Source organism: Tropicibacter oceani, from assembly GCF_029958925.1.
GTDB classification, from domain to species: Bacteria; Pseudomonadota; Alphaproteobacteria; order Rhodobacterales; family Rhodobacteraceae; genus Pacificoceanicola; species Pacificoceanicola oceani.
The window spans coordinates 1,857,424-1,872,955 of sequence record NZ_CP124616.1 but is presented as its reverse complement, the minus strand read 5'-3'; the positions used below and the strand labels follow the sequence as shown (position 1 = coordinate 1,872,955).

Sequence of the window (15,532 nt, the reverse complement as noted above, 5' to 3'; positions counted from 1 at the left end):
TCCGGGGCCCCAATCACCCCCTCCGGGCCACGATCCCCACCAGCACCAGCGGGATCAATCCCAGCCCCACCGCCATGGCCGTAAACGATATCGAAAGCCCGTATCCCTGGCTCAGAAACCCCATGATCGGCGGCCCGATAAAGAACCCCGCATAGCCCAGAACCGCCACCCGGCTGATCGCCAAAGCCTTCGACCCCGAAGCCGTCATCCGCCCCGCCCAGGCAAAGGCCATAGGCGCCACCACAGACACCCCCAGCCCCAGCATCGCAAAGCCCGCATACCCATATCCCAGCCCCGGCCCCCAGGCCGCCACCAAGGCCCCCAAAGCCGCCAGCCCCGCCGCCCAGCGTAGCACCGCAGCCTCATCCAACCGATGCGCCAGCGCCTGCCCCGAAAACCGCCCCACGGCCATCGTCAGCCCCAATATCGCAGGCCCCAAAGCCCCCTCAGCCGCCCCCGCCCCGTGGGTCCGCTCCAGGTGCAAAGCCGACCACCCCTCGGTCGCCTGCTCGGCCATGAAGCCGATCAAGACAATCGCCCCGACAGGCAACAAAAACCCCCAGCGCAAAGGCGCGCCCCCCCGCGTCCCCGGCTCTGCATCGCTGTCCGACACCGGCGCCGCCAGCATCACCAGCACCAGCCCCAGGATCACCGCTCCGATCAGCAGATAGACCTGCAAGGGCGACAAACCCGCCTCGCGCGCCAGCCCGCCCGAAATCGCCGCAATCGCGTAGGACAGCGAAAATATCCCGTGCGCCATGTTCATCAAGGGCCGCCCATGCGCCGCCTCGAGCACCGAGATCCGGGCGTTCATCGCCACATCCGTCGACCCCGCCCCGATCGCCGCCAGGGCCATGGCCAGCGCAAAGATGCCCCAGCCCGCGGCCGTGCTGGCCAGCAAAAACCCCGCGACCATGACCCCCAGCAGGATCGGCATGGTCCAGTTGCGCAGCAGGCGGTCCATGTGGGGGGCCGCCCACATGGCGCCAAAGGCCATCACCGCCGCCACCAAAAGCGCCGTGCCAAGGGCCGCATCGCTAAGCCCCGCCTGCGGTTTGAGCGCCGGCACAAGGGCCGCGAAACTGCCCCAGGCCAGGCCTTCGGCAACGAATGCGGCCAGCGGGCCGCGCGCAAGATACAGATCCTTGAACATGACCGTGCATTTTTCACGGACTCAACGCCCTGTCCATTCACGAAAAGCTTCGGACTGACACGCCAAAGGCCGCGAATCCGCTTGCCAAACGGGGCAATCCGGTTTACGCGCACGGCTTCACGCGGGGTGACAGCCTTGGAGGCACCCTGCCCTAGACATATTGGAGAATACAAATGGCTGGAGAGATTCCTGATCTCGTAGCCCAGGAACGGACGGGGACAGGCAAGGGCGCCGCTCGTCAGGCACGCCGTAATGGCATGGTTCCGGGGATCGTTTTTGGTGGCGAACAAGAGCCGCTGCCGATCAGCATTCCGTTCAACGAGCTGTTCAAGCGCCTCAAGCAGGGCCGCTTCAAGTCGACCCTGTTCAACCTCAAGGTTGAAGGCCAGGAAGACGTGCGCGTGATCTGCCGCGATGTGCAGCGTGACGTGGTCAAGGACCTGCCGACGCACGTCGACCTGATGCGCCTGCGCCGCACCTCGAAGATCAACCTGTTCATCCCGGTCGAGTTCATCAACGAAGAAACCGCACCGGGCATCAAGAAGGGCGGCGTTCTGACCGTTGTCCGCCCCGAGGTTGACCTGATCGTGACCGCCGGTGACATCCCCGAAAAGATCGTTGTCGATCTGGCCGGCATGGAAATCGGCGACATCGTGCACATCAGCGACGTGACCCTGCCCGAAGGCGCCAAGGTCACCATCGCGCGTGATTTCGTGATCGCGAACATCTCGGCTCCGTCGGGCCTGCGCTCGGCCGAGAACGAAGACGAGGATGACGTCGAAGAAGCAGTCGCAGAAGAGGGCGGCGAGGAGTAATCCCCGCCCCTTTTCGGGACAGATCAGGCCCCTGCCATCCGGCGGGGGCCTTTTTCTTTGGAAGGCCCCGGCAGGCATGCGGCGCGGCAGGGCAAGAAACGGGTTCCCTGCCCGGGGCATGCGCACTAGATAAGGGCCAGAGCAGCCAAGGGAGGCAGCAGTGCAGATTTTCGTAGGCCTTGGGAATCCCGGCGGAAAATACGCCCGCAACCGGCACAACATCGGGTTCATGGCGCTGGACCGGATCGCGCAGGACCACGGCTTTGGTCCGTGGAAATCCAAGTTCAACGGCCAGATCGCCGAAGGGCGGCTGGGCGGCGACAAGGTGCTGCTGCTCAAGCCCGAGACCTTCATGAACCTGTCCGGCCAGTCGGTCGGCGAGGCGATGCGGTTCTACAAGCTGGAGCCGGGCGACATCACCGTGTTCCACGACGAGCTGGATCTGGCCCCGGGCAAATGCCGGGTCAAGATGGGCGGCGGCCATGCTGGCCACAACGGCCTGCGGTCGATCCACGGCCATATCGGCGAGGCCTATCAGCGCGTGCGCCTGGGCATCGGCCATCCGGGCCGAAAGGAGCTGGTCGCGGCCTATGTGCTGCACGATTTCCACAAGGCCGACGAAGAGTGGCTGGACGATCTTCTGCGCGGCATTTCCGATGGCGCCGCGGCCCTGGCCGATGGCGATGCGCCGCGGTTCCAGAACGCTGTGGCGCTGCGCATGGCGCCGGCGCGCAGTTCGAAGGCGGCGAAACCGGCCGCCGCCGAGGCCGCCAAACCGGCCCCCAAGCCAGAGCCGCAGACCGAGCCGGACGACACCCGCAGCGCGCTGCAAAAGCTGGCGGACCGGTTCCGCCAGGGGTCATAGGCCCGCCCCGTCGCGGCGCGGTGGCAAGGGTGGTGCGTTAAGCGGCAGCAGGATCAGACAAGGGTCAGACAAGGGTCAGACAAGGACAAGGGAATGATGGAAAAAGATCAGTCAATCAACGTCCTGGGGGGTGTTCTTGAAGTTTGCGGCACGGCGCCCGTTACGGGGTATTTCCGCGACGGCCATTGCAACACCTGCGCCGAGGATCACGGAAGCCATACGGTTTGTGCGGTGATGACGGCCGAATTCCTGGCCTATTCCAAGTATGTCGGCAATGACCTGTCGACGCCGCGCCCCGAATTCGGCTTTGCCGGATTGGCGCCCGGTGACCGCTGGTGCCTGTGCGCCAGCCGGTTCCTGCAGGCCCACGAAGAAGGCTGCGCGCCACGGGTGCATCTTGCGGCAACGCATCAGCGGGCGCTGGAGATCGTTCAGATTGATATTCTGAAAGAGCATTCTTCAGAAGATATCTGAAGCCCGCCCTGTAAGAGATTGATATGAAAGGGTCGCCCGGTTTGGCGGCCCTTTTGACATTGTGCGGGATTGTTCGAAATCTGCAGCCGCGCGGCGCGGCGGCGGGTCTGGATGGCGGCGGATTGGCCTGGCCGCATCCGGGCCTTGGGGTGCTGGATTTCGATGGTCAGCGCTGAAGATATCGGACATTCTGCGGGCCTCTGGGCGCGGTTTTCGCCGCCGTTGCGTATATACACGGCCTATCCCGAGATTTATCCACAAGAAGCGCAGGGCAATGGGGCGTCGGGGCGTGGTTTTGGGGGGAACGCGCTATTGCGCGGCGATCTGGGCGGCGCTGTCGTCCATCAGGTCTTCGATGAACAGGGACAGCAGCTGGGGCCGGCCGGTCACGCCGGCCTTGCGGTAGATGGCGTTGCTTTGTGCCTTGACCGTGCCTTCGGAGGTGGCGCGCATGGCCGCGATTTCCGAGACGGACAGGCCCTTGATCGCGAAAAGCGCGACGTCGCGTTCGGCAGGGGTCAGGCCCCATTCGTCAAAGCGTTCTTCCAGCACATCCATGAAGGCGCCCGAGGCGAGACGCAGGGATTTTTCGGCGGCGCGCTGACGGCGCAGGGAATGGCGCAGCACCGAGGCATTGACCACCACGCCAAGGATCAGCGCCAGAACCGCGCCGATTTCGAACAATTCGTAATAGACCCAGGCGATGGGCGGGGTCTGAAAGCCCAGGAGGCCGGGAAGGATGTTCCAAAGCAGGAACAGCCCGCAGACCAGCTGCAAGGCCATCAGCGGACCTATCCCGAGCCAGGCTTTCAACGCGCAGCTCCTGCGGCGGGATCAATCGTCATCGTCGTCCCCGTCGTCGTTGTCATCGTTGTCGTCGTCGTGATCGTCGTCCTGGTCGTCCTTGTCGTCGTCGTCCTTGTCGTCGTCGGTCTTGCTGTCGTCATCCCTGCTGCCACCGGACGCGGAGGACGTGCCGCGATCGCGGCTGTCCTGAGGCAGAACGCTATAGTCGCGCAGGATGGTGCCGGTGGCGGGGTCAAGGACGATTTCGCGGCTGCCCGGACGGCCCTGCGCAAGGATGCGCACCCGGCCCAGCAAGGTGCGCCGCACCCGGATCGAGGTGTAACCCAGCGTTTTCAGCTGGCGGATCACCTGATCCTGCGCGGTCTGCGCATAGGCCGCCTGCCCGCCAAGCACGAGGGCAAGGCCGCAACTGCCGGCTATCAGGAAATCTCTGCGCTTCATTCGGAAAACTCCTTGGGGCCCCTGCCCGATGGGCAAGGGCCCTTTTCTCGCATTCAGAGACCGCGATCAATCGTCATCGTCTTCTTCGTCGTCATCATCATCGTGGTCGTCGTCATCGTGGTCGTCATCATCATCGTCATCGCTGCCATGGTCATCGCTTTCGTGATCGTCGCTGCCATGGTCGTCACTTTCGTGATCGTCGCTGCCATGGTCATCGCTTTCGTGATCGTCGCTGCCATGGTCTTCACTTTCGTGATCGTCGCTGCCGTGGTCGTCGCCGGAACTGTCATCGCTGGACCCGGACCCGCCGGTTTGCGGGCCAGAGCCGCTGTCGTTGGCATCCAGGAAATAGGTTTCCTGGCTGACGACCTGCCCGGTGGTGCGATCATAGACGACTTCGATCTTTTGAGTGCCGCGCACGGCCTCGAATTTCGTCTGACCGTTTCTTGTCTTGATTTCCGTCGTCCGGAAACCCTGATCCTGCAATTGCGCCACAACCTGATCGGTGAAGGCGTCAGCAAGCGCCATGGAGCCCAGCAAAAGGGCGGCACCGGTCGAAAGCATGAGTTTGGGGAACATCTGTCATATCCTTGTTGGTTTGATCGAACGGGCGCCGTTTGGGACGGTGGCGCCACAGGGACATAACTGCCCTCGACCGGGCCTGATGGATATTGCCGCGAGGTTTAATCGGGGCGCAATAAACCCGCGGTAGAGCCGTCTAAACCATGGTTTATGGCCAGTTTAACCTGTTGATTTCCCTTACTATCCCGCAAAACGCATGACCTGCGGCCCTGAACGGGCAGGACCGCCCCCCCCCAAAAGGCGCCGGTCCATTGGTCTGTGAGTGGTGGTCTGTGGCCGTGTCAATTCTTGCCGGTCTGGCTTTTTTCGTGGCTGTGGTCACCGCCGCCGACGCCGTCGTCGTTGCTGTGCTCTTCGCCCTTGTCGTCGTTGCCGGTCTGGGTCTGGTCGCCGTATTTGACGCCATCGTCCTTGTGGTGCTTTTCGGGGATCACGTCCTCTCCGACGCGTTCGCCGTTGCGGTATTTGCCCTGCTCGATCACCTCGCCGGTGTCGGGGTCAACCACCACGTGGGCTTCGCCGCCGCTGCCCAGCTGGCAGCGGAATTCGTGGCCCTTTTCGCTGTCTGTCTCGGTGATCTCACCGCCACAGCCTGCCGCGCGCAGCTGTTCGCGGGTCTGCTCGTGCTTGTCGGCAAAGGCGGACGTGGCCAGAAGGCAGGCGGCAACGGTCAGGGCAAGGCGTTTGGTATCGGTCATCTGTGAATTCCTCCCGAAGGGTCGTTTACTCGAATGCGCGTCACATTGCGTTTTTGAGATGTTTTGACGCCCCCGGCATTAACCCAGGTTAGAAACAGGCCCCGGCCAGACCCGAACGGGCAAAAATCCGCCCGGACCGACGAAAAAGGGCAGCCCGAAGGCTGCCCCCTGTCTGGAAATCGTCGGCGGTGTTCAGTCCATTTTCCGGCCTTCGGTGCCGGACATGTCGACGCCAAGATGCTTGGCGACGGTAAAGATGTCCTTGTCGCCGCGCCCGCAAAGATTCATGCAGATGATGTGATCCTTGGGCAGTTTCGGCGCGATCTTCATGACGTGGCCCAGCGCGTGGCTGGGTTCAAGCGCGGGAATGATGCCTTCGGTTTCGCAGCACAGCTGGAAGGCTTCGAGCGCTTCGGCATCGGTGATCGAGACATATTGCGCGCGGCCGATGTCATGCAGCCAGGAATGTTCCGGCCCGATGCCGGGATAGTCGAGACCGGCAGAAATCGAGAAGCCTTCGAGGATCTGGCCGTCTTCGTCCTGCAGCAGGTAGGTGCGGTTGCCGTGCAGCACGCCGGGGCGGCCGCCGGTGAGAGAGGCGCAATGCTCCATCTTGTCGTTGACGCCCTTGCCGCCGGCCTCGACGCCGATGATCTTGACCGATGCATCGTCGAGGAAGGGGTAGAACAGGCCCATGGCGTTCGATCCGCCACCGATGGCGGCGACCAGCGTGTCGGGCAGACGGCCTTCGGCCTCGTGCATCTGTTCGCGGGTTTCCTTGCCGATGATCGACTGGAAATCGCGGACCATGGCGGGATACGGGTGCGGGCCGGCGACGGTGCCGATGCAATAGAAGGTGTCGCGCACGTTGGTGACCCAGTCGCGCAGCGCATCGTTCATCGCATCCTTGAGCGTGCCACGGCCGGAGGTCACGGGGATCACCTCGGCGCCCAGCAGTTTCATGCGGAACACGTTGGGCTGCTGGCGTTCGACGTCATGCGCGCCCATGTAGACCACGCATTTCAGGCCGAACTTGGCGCAGACGGTCGCGGTGGCGACGCCGTGCTGACCCGCGCCGGTTTCGGCGATGATGCGGGTCTTGCCCATGCGGCGGGCCAGAATGATCTGGCCCAGCACGTTGTTGATCTTGTGCGCGCCGGTGTGGTTCAGCTCGTCGCGCTTCATGTAGACCTTGGCGCCGCCAAGGCGTTCGGTCAGGCGTTCGGCGAAATAGAGCGGCGACGGGCGGCCGACGTAATGTTTCCAGAGGAAATCCATTTCCGCCCAAAAGCTGTCGTCGGTCTTGGCCTTTTCGTATTCCTCTTCGAGAGAGAGGATGAGCGGCATGAGCGTTTCGGACACGAAACGCCCGCCATGAATGCCAAAGCGACCCTTTTCATCCGGGCCGTTCATGAACGAGTTGAACAGGTCGTCCGCCATGTGAATTCTCCGCTGTCTGTTGTCGATCTACATAGGAGGCAGAGCGGCAAAAGGCCATTGGGAAAATCGCGTCAGGCGGCGGCCGAGTGGCGGGCCGAATGCCAGAGCGTCACCAGATCGGATTTCGAGGGCGGCGTTTCGCAGACGAAGGCGTGGGTTTCGAACACGGTGGCCGCGGTTTGCGCGGCCTGTTCGAGGGTCGCAAGCCCGTCGCCTTGCACGAATGCCGCGATCGCGCCGGGCGACGTCCAACTGAGTGCGGCATAGATGTAGGGGCCATTCCTGAAGAATTGCGCGCCCTTGAAACCGGTCAAGGCGCGGGCCGCGCCCTTGAGCGCGCGAAGCGGCGTGTTGAGCGAGAGTGATTTGAACCAGCCTGACGGTTTGAGGCCGATAACGAGCACGTGGTACATTGCGTCCCTCCCGGGTCACTGAACTGGATACCCCCACGCGGGCAGCTTACCCTGGGTAAGGCTTTGACTCAAGCCCTTGCGCCGCCTGCTGCGCGTTCCAGCGCCGGATAGCGCAACCCAAGGGTGATCCCGCGCGCCAGCATCGAGATCAGCATGGCCGCCCAGAGCCCGTGGTTGCCCATCGGTTCCAGCAGCGCCCAGAGCGCCGCAAGGTAGATCGCCGCCGAGACGAACATCATGTTGCGCATGTCGGCGGACCGGGTGGCGCCGATGAAGATGCCGTCCAGCATGATCAGCCCCAGCATCAGGATCGGGGTGACGACCATCCACGGCAGGTAAAGCCGCGCGGCCTGCTGCACCTGCGGGTCCTTGGCCATGAGGTCGATCAGCCAGGGGCCGATCAGGGCAAAGGTCAGTGCCATGATCAGCGCAAAGATCAGCGCCCAAAGCGAGGTGAGTTTGGCGCCGCGGCGGATCTGCGCCACGGCCCCTGCCCCGAAGGCCTGGCCGACGATCGCCTCGGCGGCGAAGGCGAAGCCGTCAAGCGCATAGCCGGTGATATGCAGGAATTGCAGCAGCACCTGGTTGGCGGCCAGGGTGACGGCTCCGAAGCGGCCGCCCAGCAGCAGGAACGAGACAAAGATCGCCTGCAGCAGCAGCGAGCGGATCAGGATATCGGTGTTGACCACCGCCATGCGGCGCAGTTTTTCGCGGTCGAAGACGCGGCTCCAGTCGCGCCAGTCGGCCACGCGAAAGGCGGCGCGGCACAGGTACAGGCCCAGCGCCAGCCCCGACCATTCCGCAAGAAAGGTGGCAAAGGCGACGCCGTCGACGCCCCAGCCCAGCTGCAGCACGAACAGCAGGTCAAGGACGACGTTCACCCCGTTCATCCAGAATTGCAGGATCAGCACGTCGCGGGTGCGTTCCTGGGCGATCAGCCAGCCGGTGATGCCATAGATCGCGATGGCGGCGGGGGCGGACCAGATGCGGATCTGCATGTAGGCGCGGGCAAGGTCTTCGACCTGGGCGCTGGCGGGGGACAGCCGGAAAGCGGCCCAATAGACCTGGTCCTGAAGCACGATCAGCGCAAAGCCTCCGGCCAGGCCGATCATCAGCGAACGGGTCAGCAGCGCCGCGACCTCGGGGCTGTTGCCGGACCCGGCGGCCTGCGCGGTCAGCCCGGTGGTGCCCATGCGCAAAAAGCCGAAGATCCAGTAGACCGCCGACAGGATGATGGCACCGATGCCGACGGCGGCAATGGGTTCAGGCGCAGGGATCTGGCCGACGACACCGGTGTCGACCGCGCCAAGAATGGGAATCGTGACATTGGCCAGCAGGATCGGCAGGGCGATCTTGAGCACGCGGGAATGGGTGATCGGTTTGTCGTCGGTCATGGCGGTCGCTTTTGCGGCGGGGTGGGTTGGGGGCTCTGCCCCCCGCGCTGCGCGCTTCCCCGGGATATTTTGGGCACAAAGAAACTGCGATCAGCCCTCCTTGCGGGGCATCAGGAAGTGGGCGGTGGCCTCGGCGAAGGGCCGGTCGCGGTTGTCCTGCCAGGCCGTCGCCTGCACCGAGGCATAGCGCCGCCCCGAGCGCGTCACGCGGGCGCGGGCATAGGCATCGCGCGGCAGCCCGGTGCGCAGGTAATCGACGGTGAAATCAATGGTCTTGGGCAGGCGCGGCAACTGCCCCGCCGCCAACTGGTCCGCGTCCAGCACCCCGGATTCGATATCCGCCCAAAGCCATGTCCAGTTCAGGGTGATCATCGCCGTGACCTCGAGAAAGGCGGCGGTGACGCCGCCGTGGATGGCGGGCAGGAACGGGTTGCCGATCAGCTTTTCATCAAAGGGCAGCACGGCGGTCAACTCATCGCCGCGGCGATCGAAGCGGATGCCAAGGTACTGGATATAGGGCACGCCGGTCACCAGCGCCCCCAGCGCGGCATCGCGGCGTTGCTTGACGATCTGGACGGGTTCGGGGGCCTTGCGGTTCATTTCGCGCCCTCCACGGTAAAGGCCCCGGTGGCGCAGGCCACCGGGTTGTCGGGATCGTCGTCAAAGGCGCTGGCGCGCACAAAGGCCACCGAACGGGTGATGTGGTGACAGGTGGCATGGCAGGTGATCGCCTGCCCCGGGGTCGCGGGCCGCATGTAATCAATGCGCAGGTTGATGGTGGCGGTTCCGGCCGGCGCCTTGGGGTGGCTCATCACCGCCGCGCCGCTGCAGGTGTCCATCAGGGCAGAGACCGCGCCGCCATGGATCACCCCGGTTTCGGGATCACCGATGAAGCGCGCATCATAGGGCATGCGGATCACCGCGACGCCGTCCTGCAGCTCGGTGATTTCCATGCCCAGCGCCTTGCTGTGGGGGATAAGCTCGATGAACTGGCGGGCGATCGTGGCCTTGTCTGCACTCATGCGGATCTCCTTCCTTGTCTTTATGGGCAGCGCGGCGCGGCGCTGCAAGCGGGCATTGCAGATGCGGTTGCCCTTGCCCGCCCGCAGGTCTATCTTGCGCGCAGGGAGAAGAGCGATGCCGGATACACGCCTGAGCTTCAAGGACATGTGCGCCAAATTCGAGGTCACGCCTCGGACGCTGCGCTATTACGAATATATCGAGCTTCTGACCCCCGAACGTCAGGGCCGGTCGCGGTTCTACGGCCCGCGCGAAGTGGCGCGCATGACGCTGATCCTGCGTGGGCGCAAGTTCGGCTTTCAGCTGGAGGACATCCGCCAGTGGCTGCTGATCTACGAACACGAAGGCACCGAAGCGCAGATGAAGGCCTGGATCACCATGGCCGACCGCCAGCTGGCCGAGCTGGAAGAGCAGCGCAGACAGCTGGACACCGCCATGCAGGAACTGCAGTCGCTGCGCGATGAAACCCAGCGCAGCCTGACCGGCTGAGCGCGCCCGAACCGCCCCTGCCCCGCGCCCGGGCCTGGGCCCCCCGGCGCCCCCTGTCGGCAGCGCCCCGGCGGGCCCTTTGCGCCCCTACAACCTATGGCAAGATACATTCTGCCCGGCACACCAAAGCGGTTTGAAAGAAAATTGCCGCAGGTGCGTCTTGACGTTCATTGATGTTACGTCAACTTACAAGTGACGTGGCGTATGAGTTACGTCAACGTTTTTTCCCATTGTAAGAAGAACGGGAGATCAGCACCTCAACTCGCATGACGTTACGAGACATGAGGACCAGATTATGAGTGACGACCGAGTGATGACGATCCGGGAAATGTGCGATGCTTTCGAGGTGACCCCGCGCACCTTGCGCTTTTACGAGCAGAAGGAATTGCTGTTTCCCATCCGCGAAGGCCAGAAGCGCCTGTTTACCCGGCGCGACCGCGCCCGGCTGAAACTGATCCTGCGCGGCAAGCGCTTTGGCTTCAGCCTGGAGGAAATCCGCCAGCTTCTGGATCTGTACCACGTGGGTGACCAGCAGCAGACCCAGCTGCAGCGATCCTACGAAGTGGCGCAGGAACGGCTGACCGACCTGGTCCGCCAGCGCGACGACATGAATGCAGCCATACAGGATCTGCAGGACCAGATGAAATGGGCCGAGCGCATGATCGCGACGGTCGGACAACAAAACCGCGCGGCCGGATAGACGACCCGGCCGAAAATACCAAACGGAGGACCTGAATGCCCACCTATACCGCCCCGGTCAAAGACCAGCTTTTTGTCTTGCATGATGTGCTGAAGATTTCGGAACAGGATGTTCCGGGCTACGATGAACTGGACGCCGAAACAACCGAGGCGATCCTGGGCGAGGCGGCCAAACTGGCGGAAAACGTCATGGCGCCGCTGAACGCGGTGGGCGATCAACAGGGCTGCAGGCTGGAAAACGGCATCGTGCGCACCCCCGAGGGGTTCAAGGCCGCCTTTGACGAGGTCCGCGCCGGTGGCTGGACCGCGCTGGACTGCGACCCCGAGTATGGCGGCCAGGGCCTGCCTTACGTGGTGGCGACCGCGGTGGGCGAACAGTTTTCGGCGGCCAACATGGCCTTCAACATGTACCAGGGCCTGACGCACGGGGCCTATTCGGCGATCCATGCCCATGGCACCGACGCGCAAAAGGCGACCTATCTGCCCAAGATGGTGACCTGCGAATGGACCGGCACGATGAACCTGACCGAACCGCATTGCGGTACGGACCTGGGCCTGATGCGCACCAAGGCGGTGCCGCAGGGCGATGGCACCTACAAGGTGACCGGGCAAAAGATCTTCATCTCGGCCGGTGACCACGACCTTTCGGAAAACGTGATCCATCTGGTTCTGGCCAAGATCCCCGGCGGCCCCGAGGGCATCAAGGGCGTGTCGCTGTTCATCGTCCCGAAATTCATCGTGAACGACGATGGCACGGTCGGGGACCGCAACCCCGTCTCGGTCGGCAAGATCGAGGAAAAGATGGGCATCCACGGCAACTCGACCTGCGTTATGAACTATGACGAGGCAACCGGCTACCTGCTGGGCGAGGAACACAAGGGCATGCGCGCCATGTTCACCATGATGAACGAAGCGCGCATCGGCGTTGGCCTGCAGGGCTATGCCCAGGCCGAGGTCGCCTATCAGAACGCCCTGGAATACGCCAAGGACCGCCTGCAGGGCCGCGACGTGACCGGCGCCAAGAACCCGGACGGCCCGGCCGATCCGCTGATCGTGCACCCCGACATCCGCCGCAACCTGATGGACCAGAAAAGCTTTGTCGAAGGGGCGCGGGCCTTTACCCTTTGGGGCGCCGCGATGATCGACCGCGCGCATAAATGCGACGACAAGGCCGCCGACGGCCTGATTTCGCTGCTGACCCCGGTGATCAAGGGCTTCCTGACCGACAAGGGCTTTGACTGCGCGACCAATGCGCAGCAGGTCTATGGCGGGCACGGCTATATCGAGGAATGGGGCATGTCCCAGTTCGCCCGCGACGCCCGGATCGCCATGATCTACGAAGGCGCGAACGGCGTTCAGGCGCTGGATCTTGTCGGCCGCAAGCTGGGACAGGACGGCGGCAAGCACGTCATGGCCTTCTTCGACATGGTCAAGACCTTCGCCGCCGAGGCCAAGGGCCAGGACGACGCCTTTGACGCGCAGTTCCTTGAGCCGCTGAAGGCCGCCAGCAAGGATCTGCAGGCAGCGGGCATGTATTTCATGCAGAACGGCATGAAGAACCCGAACAACGCGCTGGCCGGGTCGTATGACTTCATGCACCTGTTCGGCCATGTCTGCCTGGGCCTGATGTGGGCCCGCATGGGGCTGGCGGCACAGCAGAAACTGGCCTCGGGCACGGGCGATGCCGCCTTCTACGAGGCCAAGCTGGCGACCGGGCGCTATTACATGGCGCGGCAACTGCCGATGACCGCAACGCATCTGGCCCGCATCCAAAGCGGCGCGGACACGGTCATGGCGCTGGACGCCGCAAGTTTCTGATGGAAGGGTGCGGGGCATGACCCCGCCCTGCCAACCGGAGGAAAGATGCCAAAACGGTTTCGTCTGACGCGGCGTTTCCCTGTTGCGATGACCGAAGACGGCTATCGTGGCCTTCGGAACTTTGCCGCTGCGGCCGGGTTGGACGAAGGTGAGGCCCTGTCTTTCCTCTTTGAAAACTTCGCCAGCGTGACGGACAGCGACGCGCTGGCGCACCGATTGCAGCTGTTCAATGCCGATCTGGAGGATCGGAAACGATAGGACATGAGGGAGGAGCGGTCATGGGTTGGATGACACAAGAGCATGCCATGTTGGGCGAGATGACGCGCAAGTTCATCGAAACCGAGTGGCAACCGCTGTATGACAAATGGCGCAAGCAGGGTCAGATGGACCCGGAAACCTGGCGGCAGGCCGGGGAATTGGGGCTGCTGTGCCCCTCGATCCCCGAAGAATACGGCGGCGCGGGCGGCGATTTCGGCCACGAGGCGGTGATCCTGATCGAAGCCTCGCGCGCCAATCTGGCGTCCTGGGGCCACGGCATCCATTCGGGCATCGTGGCGCATTACATCCTGGCCTACGGCACAGAAGAACAAAAACAGCGCTGGCTGCCCAAGATGGTGACCGGCGAACTGGTCGGCGCCTTGGCAATGACAGAACCCTCGGGCGGATCGGACGTGCAGCGGATCAAGACCCGCGCGATCAAGGATGGCAATGCCTACCGGCTTTCGGGGCAAAAGACCTTTATCACCAACGGTCAGCACGCCAACCTGATCATCGTAGCGGCCAAGACCGACCCCGCGCTGGGGTCCAAGGGCGTCTCGCTTGTGGTGGTCGAAACCGAAGGCGCGACCGGCTTTTCACGCGGCCGCAACCTGGAAAAGATCGGCTGCCACGCGGCGGATACCTCGGAATTGTTCTTCGACAACGTCGAGATCGCGCCGGAAAACCTTCTGGGCGACGACGAGGGCCAGGGCTTTTACCAGATGATGAAGCAGCTTCCGCAGGAACGGCTGATCATCGGCTGCGGCGCCGTGGGCGCGATGGAAGGGGCGGTCGAACGCACCATCGCCTATTGCAAGGAACGCGAAGCCTTTGGCGGCCCGCTGACCCAGTTCCAGAACACCCGCTTCAAACTGGCCGAATGCCAGACAAGGACAACCGTGGCCCGCGCCTTTCTGGACGCCTGCATGGAGGAACACCTGCGCGGCGCGCTGAGCGTGGAAAAGGCCGCGATGGCGAAATACTGGCTGACGGATACGCAGGGCGAGGTGCTGGACGACTGCCTGCAACTGCACGGCGGCTATGGCTTCATGCAGGAATACGCTGTGGCGGAGATGTGGACGGATGCAAGGGTGCAGCGCATTTACGGCGGCACCAACGAGATCATGAAAGAGCTGATTGCGAGGGCGCTTTGACCGGTCTGACCGCAGGGTGTGCAGGCAGGGCAGCGCTGGGGGTTTCACACCCCCAGACCCCCGTGGAGTATTTTTCCCAAGAAGAAGATGGACCGAACATCGAACCCTGTTGGCAGCGCGGGCAGCAGTCGGTCCACCCCGCCACGGACACCGGCCGACTGGCATCAGGAACGAGGCGGGGCTTCTCCTTGGGCGGTCATCGGCTCTCCAGCCTGTACCGCAGGGTGGATCAAATGCCATTAACGTTAATTCGCGGTTACCGAAGGTACCTATGGCTTCTTCTTGGTGAAAATACTCCGCGGGGGTGCAGGGGCGCGAAGCCCCCGCTTCTGCCCTCGACATCACATGCAACGGGAGGCCTCGTGCCATGACCATCAAACTTCACTGCTTCGGGGAATCCGGCAATGCCTACAAGGCGGCGCTGCCGCTTGAACTGTCCGGCCTGGACTGGGGTCCGGTCTATGTCGACTTTTTCGGCGGCGCGACCCGCACGCCCGAGTATCTGGCCGAGGTCAACGAGATGGGCGAGGTCCCGGTTCTTGTCGATGGCGACACCACGCTGACCCAATCAGCCGTGATCCAGATGTATGTCACCGAGAAAAGCGGCAAATTCGGCGGGGCCACCCCCGAAGAGGCGCGCGAAGTCATGCGCTGGATGTTCTGGGACAACCACAAGATGTCCAGCCAGGCCGGCATGACCCGGTTCCTGATGAATTTCCTGCCCGAGGAAAAACGCCCCGCACCTGTGATCCAGTTCATGCAGGGTCGCCTGAAAGGCGCCCATACTGTGCTGAATGCTCATCTCAAGGGGCGTGACTGGATCGTGGGCGATGGACCGACGAATGCCGATTTCAGCTGTTGCGGGTATCTCTTCTACCCCGAGCCTTATGGCTTTGACCGCGCCGACTGGCCGGAGATCGACCGCTGGCTTTCCAACATCCAGGCCCTTCCTGGCTGGAAGCACCCCTATGACCTTATGCCCGGTTCCCCCGCGGACCGCGCCTGACGACGA

Annotated in this window: 19 protein-coding genes; 9 read left to right on the top strand and 10 right to left on the bottom strand. The window is 63.4% G+C overall.

Going from position 1 to position 15,532, the window contains the following annotated elements; all coding sequences use genetic code 11:
* Positions 1–13 precede the first annotated feature (13 nt).
* Positions 14–1,153 (bottom strand): MFS transporter, encoded by a 1,140-nt coding sequence (locus QF118_RS09055; protein ID WP_282302297.1) that lies wholly within the window; start codon positions 1,151–1,153, stop codon positions 14–16.
* Positions 1,154–1,326: 173 nt separating this feature from the next.
* Between QF118_RS09055 and QF118_RS09050 the strand changes: the two genes are divergently transcribed.
* The 3 genes from QF118_RS09050 to QF118_RS09040 all read left to right on the top strand — a co-directional run bounded on the left by QF118_RS09050 (position 1,327) and on the right by QF118_RS09040 (position 3,307).
* Entirely contained in the window at positions 1,327–1,968 is a 642-nt protein-coding gene (locus QF118_RS09050; protein ID WP_282302296.1) for a 50S ribosomal protein L25/general stress protein Ctc, read from the top strand.
* Between the two features lie 160 nt (positions 1,969–2,128).
* On the top strand, positions 2,129–2,833 hold the full coding sequence (gene pth / locus QF118_RS09045) for an aminoacyl-tRNA hydrolase (RefSeq protein WP_282302295.1): 705 nt from the start codon (positions 2,129–2,131) through the stop codon (positions 2,831–2,833).
* 96 nt (positions 2,834–2,929) lie between these two features.
* On the top strand, positions 2,930–3,307 hold the full coding sequence (locus QF118_RS09040; protein ID WP_282302441.1) for a DUF2237 family protein: 378 nt from the start codon (positions 2,930–2,932) through the stop codon (positions 3,305–3,307).
* Between the two features lie 309 nt (positions 3,308–3,616).
* Here QF118_RS09040 and QF118_RS09035 read toward each other — a convergent pair whose 3' ends face one another.
* The 9 genes from QF118_RS09035 to QF118_RS08995 all read right to left on the bottom strand — a co-directional run bounded on the left by QF118_RS09035 (position 3,617) and on the right by QF118_RS08995 (position 10,104).
* Positions 3,617–4,120 (bottom strand): helix-turn-helix transcriptional regulator, encoded by a 504-nt coding sequence (locus QF118_RS09035; RefSeq protein ID WP_394357079.1) that lies wholly within the window; start codon positions 4,118–4,120, stop codon positions 3,617–3,619.
* A 21-nt stretch (positions 4,121–4,141) separates the two neighbouring features.
* Positions 4,142–4,555 (bottom strand): hypothetical protein, encoded by a 414-nt coding sequence (locus QF118_RS09030; protein WP_282302294.1) that lies wholly within the window; start codon positions 4,553–4,555, stop codon positions 4,142–4,144.
* 66 nt (positions 4,556–4,621) lie between these two features.
* Positions 4,622–5,134, bottom strand: a complete 513-nt coding sequence (locus tag QF118_RS09025) for a PepSY domain-containing protein (protein ID WP_282302293.1) — start codon at positions 5,132–5,134, stop codon at positions 4,622–4,624.
* Between the two features lie 284 nt (positions 5,135–5,418).
* The gene (locus tag QF118_RS09020; RefSeq protein ID WP_282302292.1) at positions 5,419–5,835 is read right to left on the bottom strand and encodes a hypothetical protein; all 417 of its coding nucleotides are present in this window, start codon (positions 5,833–5,835) and stop codon (positions 5,419–5,421) included.
* A gap of 192 nt (positions 5,836–6,027) precedes the next feature.
* Complete coding sequence (gene trpB / locus QF118_RS09015) at positions 6,028–7,275, bottom strand: tryptophan synthase subunit beta (protein ID WP_282302291.1); 1,248 nt, start codon at positions 7,273–7,275, stop codon at positions 6,028–6,030.
* A 71-nt stretch (positions 7,276–7,346) separates the two neighbouring features.
* Positions 7,347–7,688 carry a hypothetical protein gene (locus QF118_RS09010; RefSeq protein ID WP_282302290.1) on the bottom strand — a complete coding sequence of 114 codons (342 nt, stop codon included), beginning with the start codon at positions 7,686–7,688 and terminating at the stop codon, positions 7,347–7,349.
* A 68-nt stretch (positions 7,689–7,756) separates the two neighbouring features.
* Positions 7,757–9,082 (bottom strand): MATE family efflux transporter, encoded by a 1,326-nt coding sequence (locus QF118_RS09005; RefSeq protein ID WP_282302289.1) that lies wholly within the window; start codon positions 9,080–9,082, stop codon positions 7,757–7,759.
* 90 nt (positions 9,083–9,172) lie between these two features.
* Entirely contained in the window at positions 9,173–9,682 is a 510-nt protein-coding gene (locus tag QF118_RS09000; protein WP_282302288.1) for a PaaI family thioesterase, read from the bottom strand.
* Entirely contained in the window at positions 9,679–10,104 is a 426-nt protein-coding gene (locus QF118_RS08995) for a PaaI family thioesterase (protein WP_282302287.1), read from the bottom strand. Before QF118_RS08995 ends, QF118_RS09000 begins: the two co-directional genes overlap by 4 nt.
* A 115-nt stretch (positions 10,105–10,219) precedes the next feature.
* Here QF118_RS08995 and QF118_RS08990 point away from each other — a divergent pair, with 115 nt between their 5' ends.
* From QF118_RS08990 to QF118_RS08965, 6 genes are all read left to right on the top strand, one after another.
* Positions 10,220–10,591, top strand: a complete 372-nt coding sequence (locus QF118_RS08990; protein ID WP_282302286.1) for a MerR family transcriptional regulator — start codon at positions 10,220–10,222, stop codon at positions 10,589–10,591.
* A gap of 295 nt (positions 10,592–10,886) precedes the next feature.
* Positions 10,887–11,291, top strand: a complete 405-nt coding sequence (locus tag QF118_RS08985) for a MerR family transcriptional regulator (RefSeq protein WP_282302285.1) — start codon at positions 10,887–10,889, stop codon at positions 11,289–11,291.
* A 35-nt stretch (positions 11,292–11,326) separates the two neighbouring features.
* Positions 11,327–13,108 carry an acyl-CoA dehydrogenase C-terminal domain-containing protein gene (locus QF118_RS08980; RefSeq protein WP_282302284.1) on the top strand — a complete coding sequence of 594 codons (1,782 nt, stop codon included), beginning with the start codon at positions 11,327–11,329 and terminating at the stop codon, positions 13,106–13,108.
* Between the two features lie 45 nt (positions 13,109–13,153).
* A complete protein-coding gene (locus QF118_RS08975) occupies positions 13,154–13,366 on the top strand; it encodes a hypothetical protein (RefSeq protein ID WP_282302283.1) in 213 nt (70 codons plus the stop codon).
* A 20-nt stretch (positions 13,367–13,386) separates the two neighbouring features.
* Positions 13,387–14,520 carry an acyl-CoA dehydrogenase family protein gene (locus QF118_RS08970; RefSeq protein WP_282302282.1) on the top strand — a complete coding sequence of 378 codons (1,134 nt, stop codon included), beginning with the start codon at positions 13,387–13,389 and terminating at the stop codon, positions 14,518–14,520.
* A gap of 367 nt (positions 14,521–14,887) precedes the next feature.
* Positions 14,888–15,526, top strand: coding sequence for a glutathione S-transferase family protein (locus QF118_RS08965; RefSeq protein ID WP_282302281.1), 639 nt, complete (start codon positions 14,888–14,890; stop codon positions 15,524–15,526).
* The last annotated feature ends 6 nt before the right edge of the window (positions 15,527–15,532 follow it).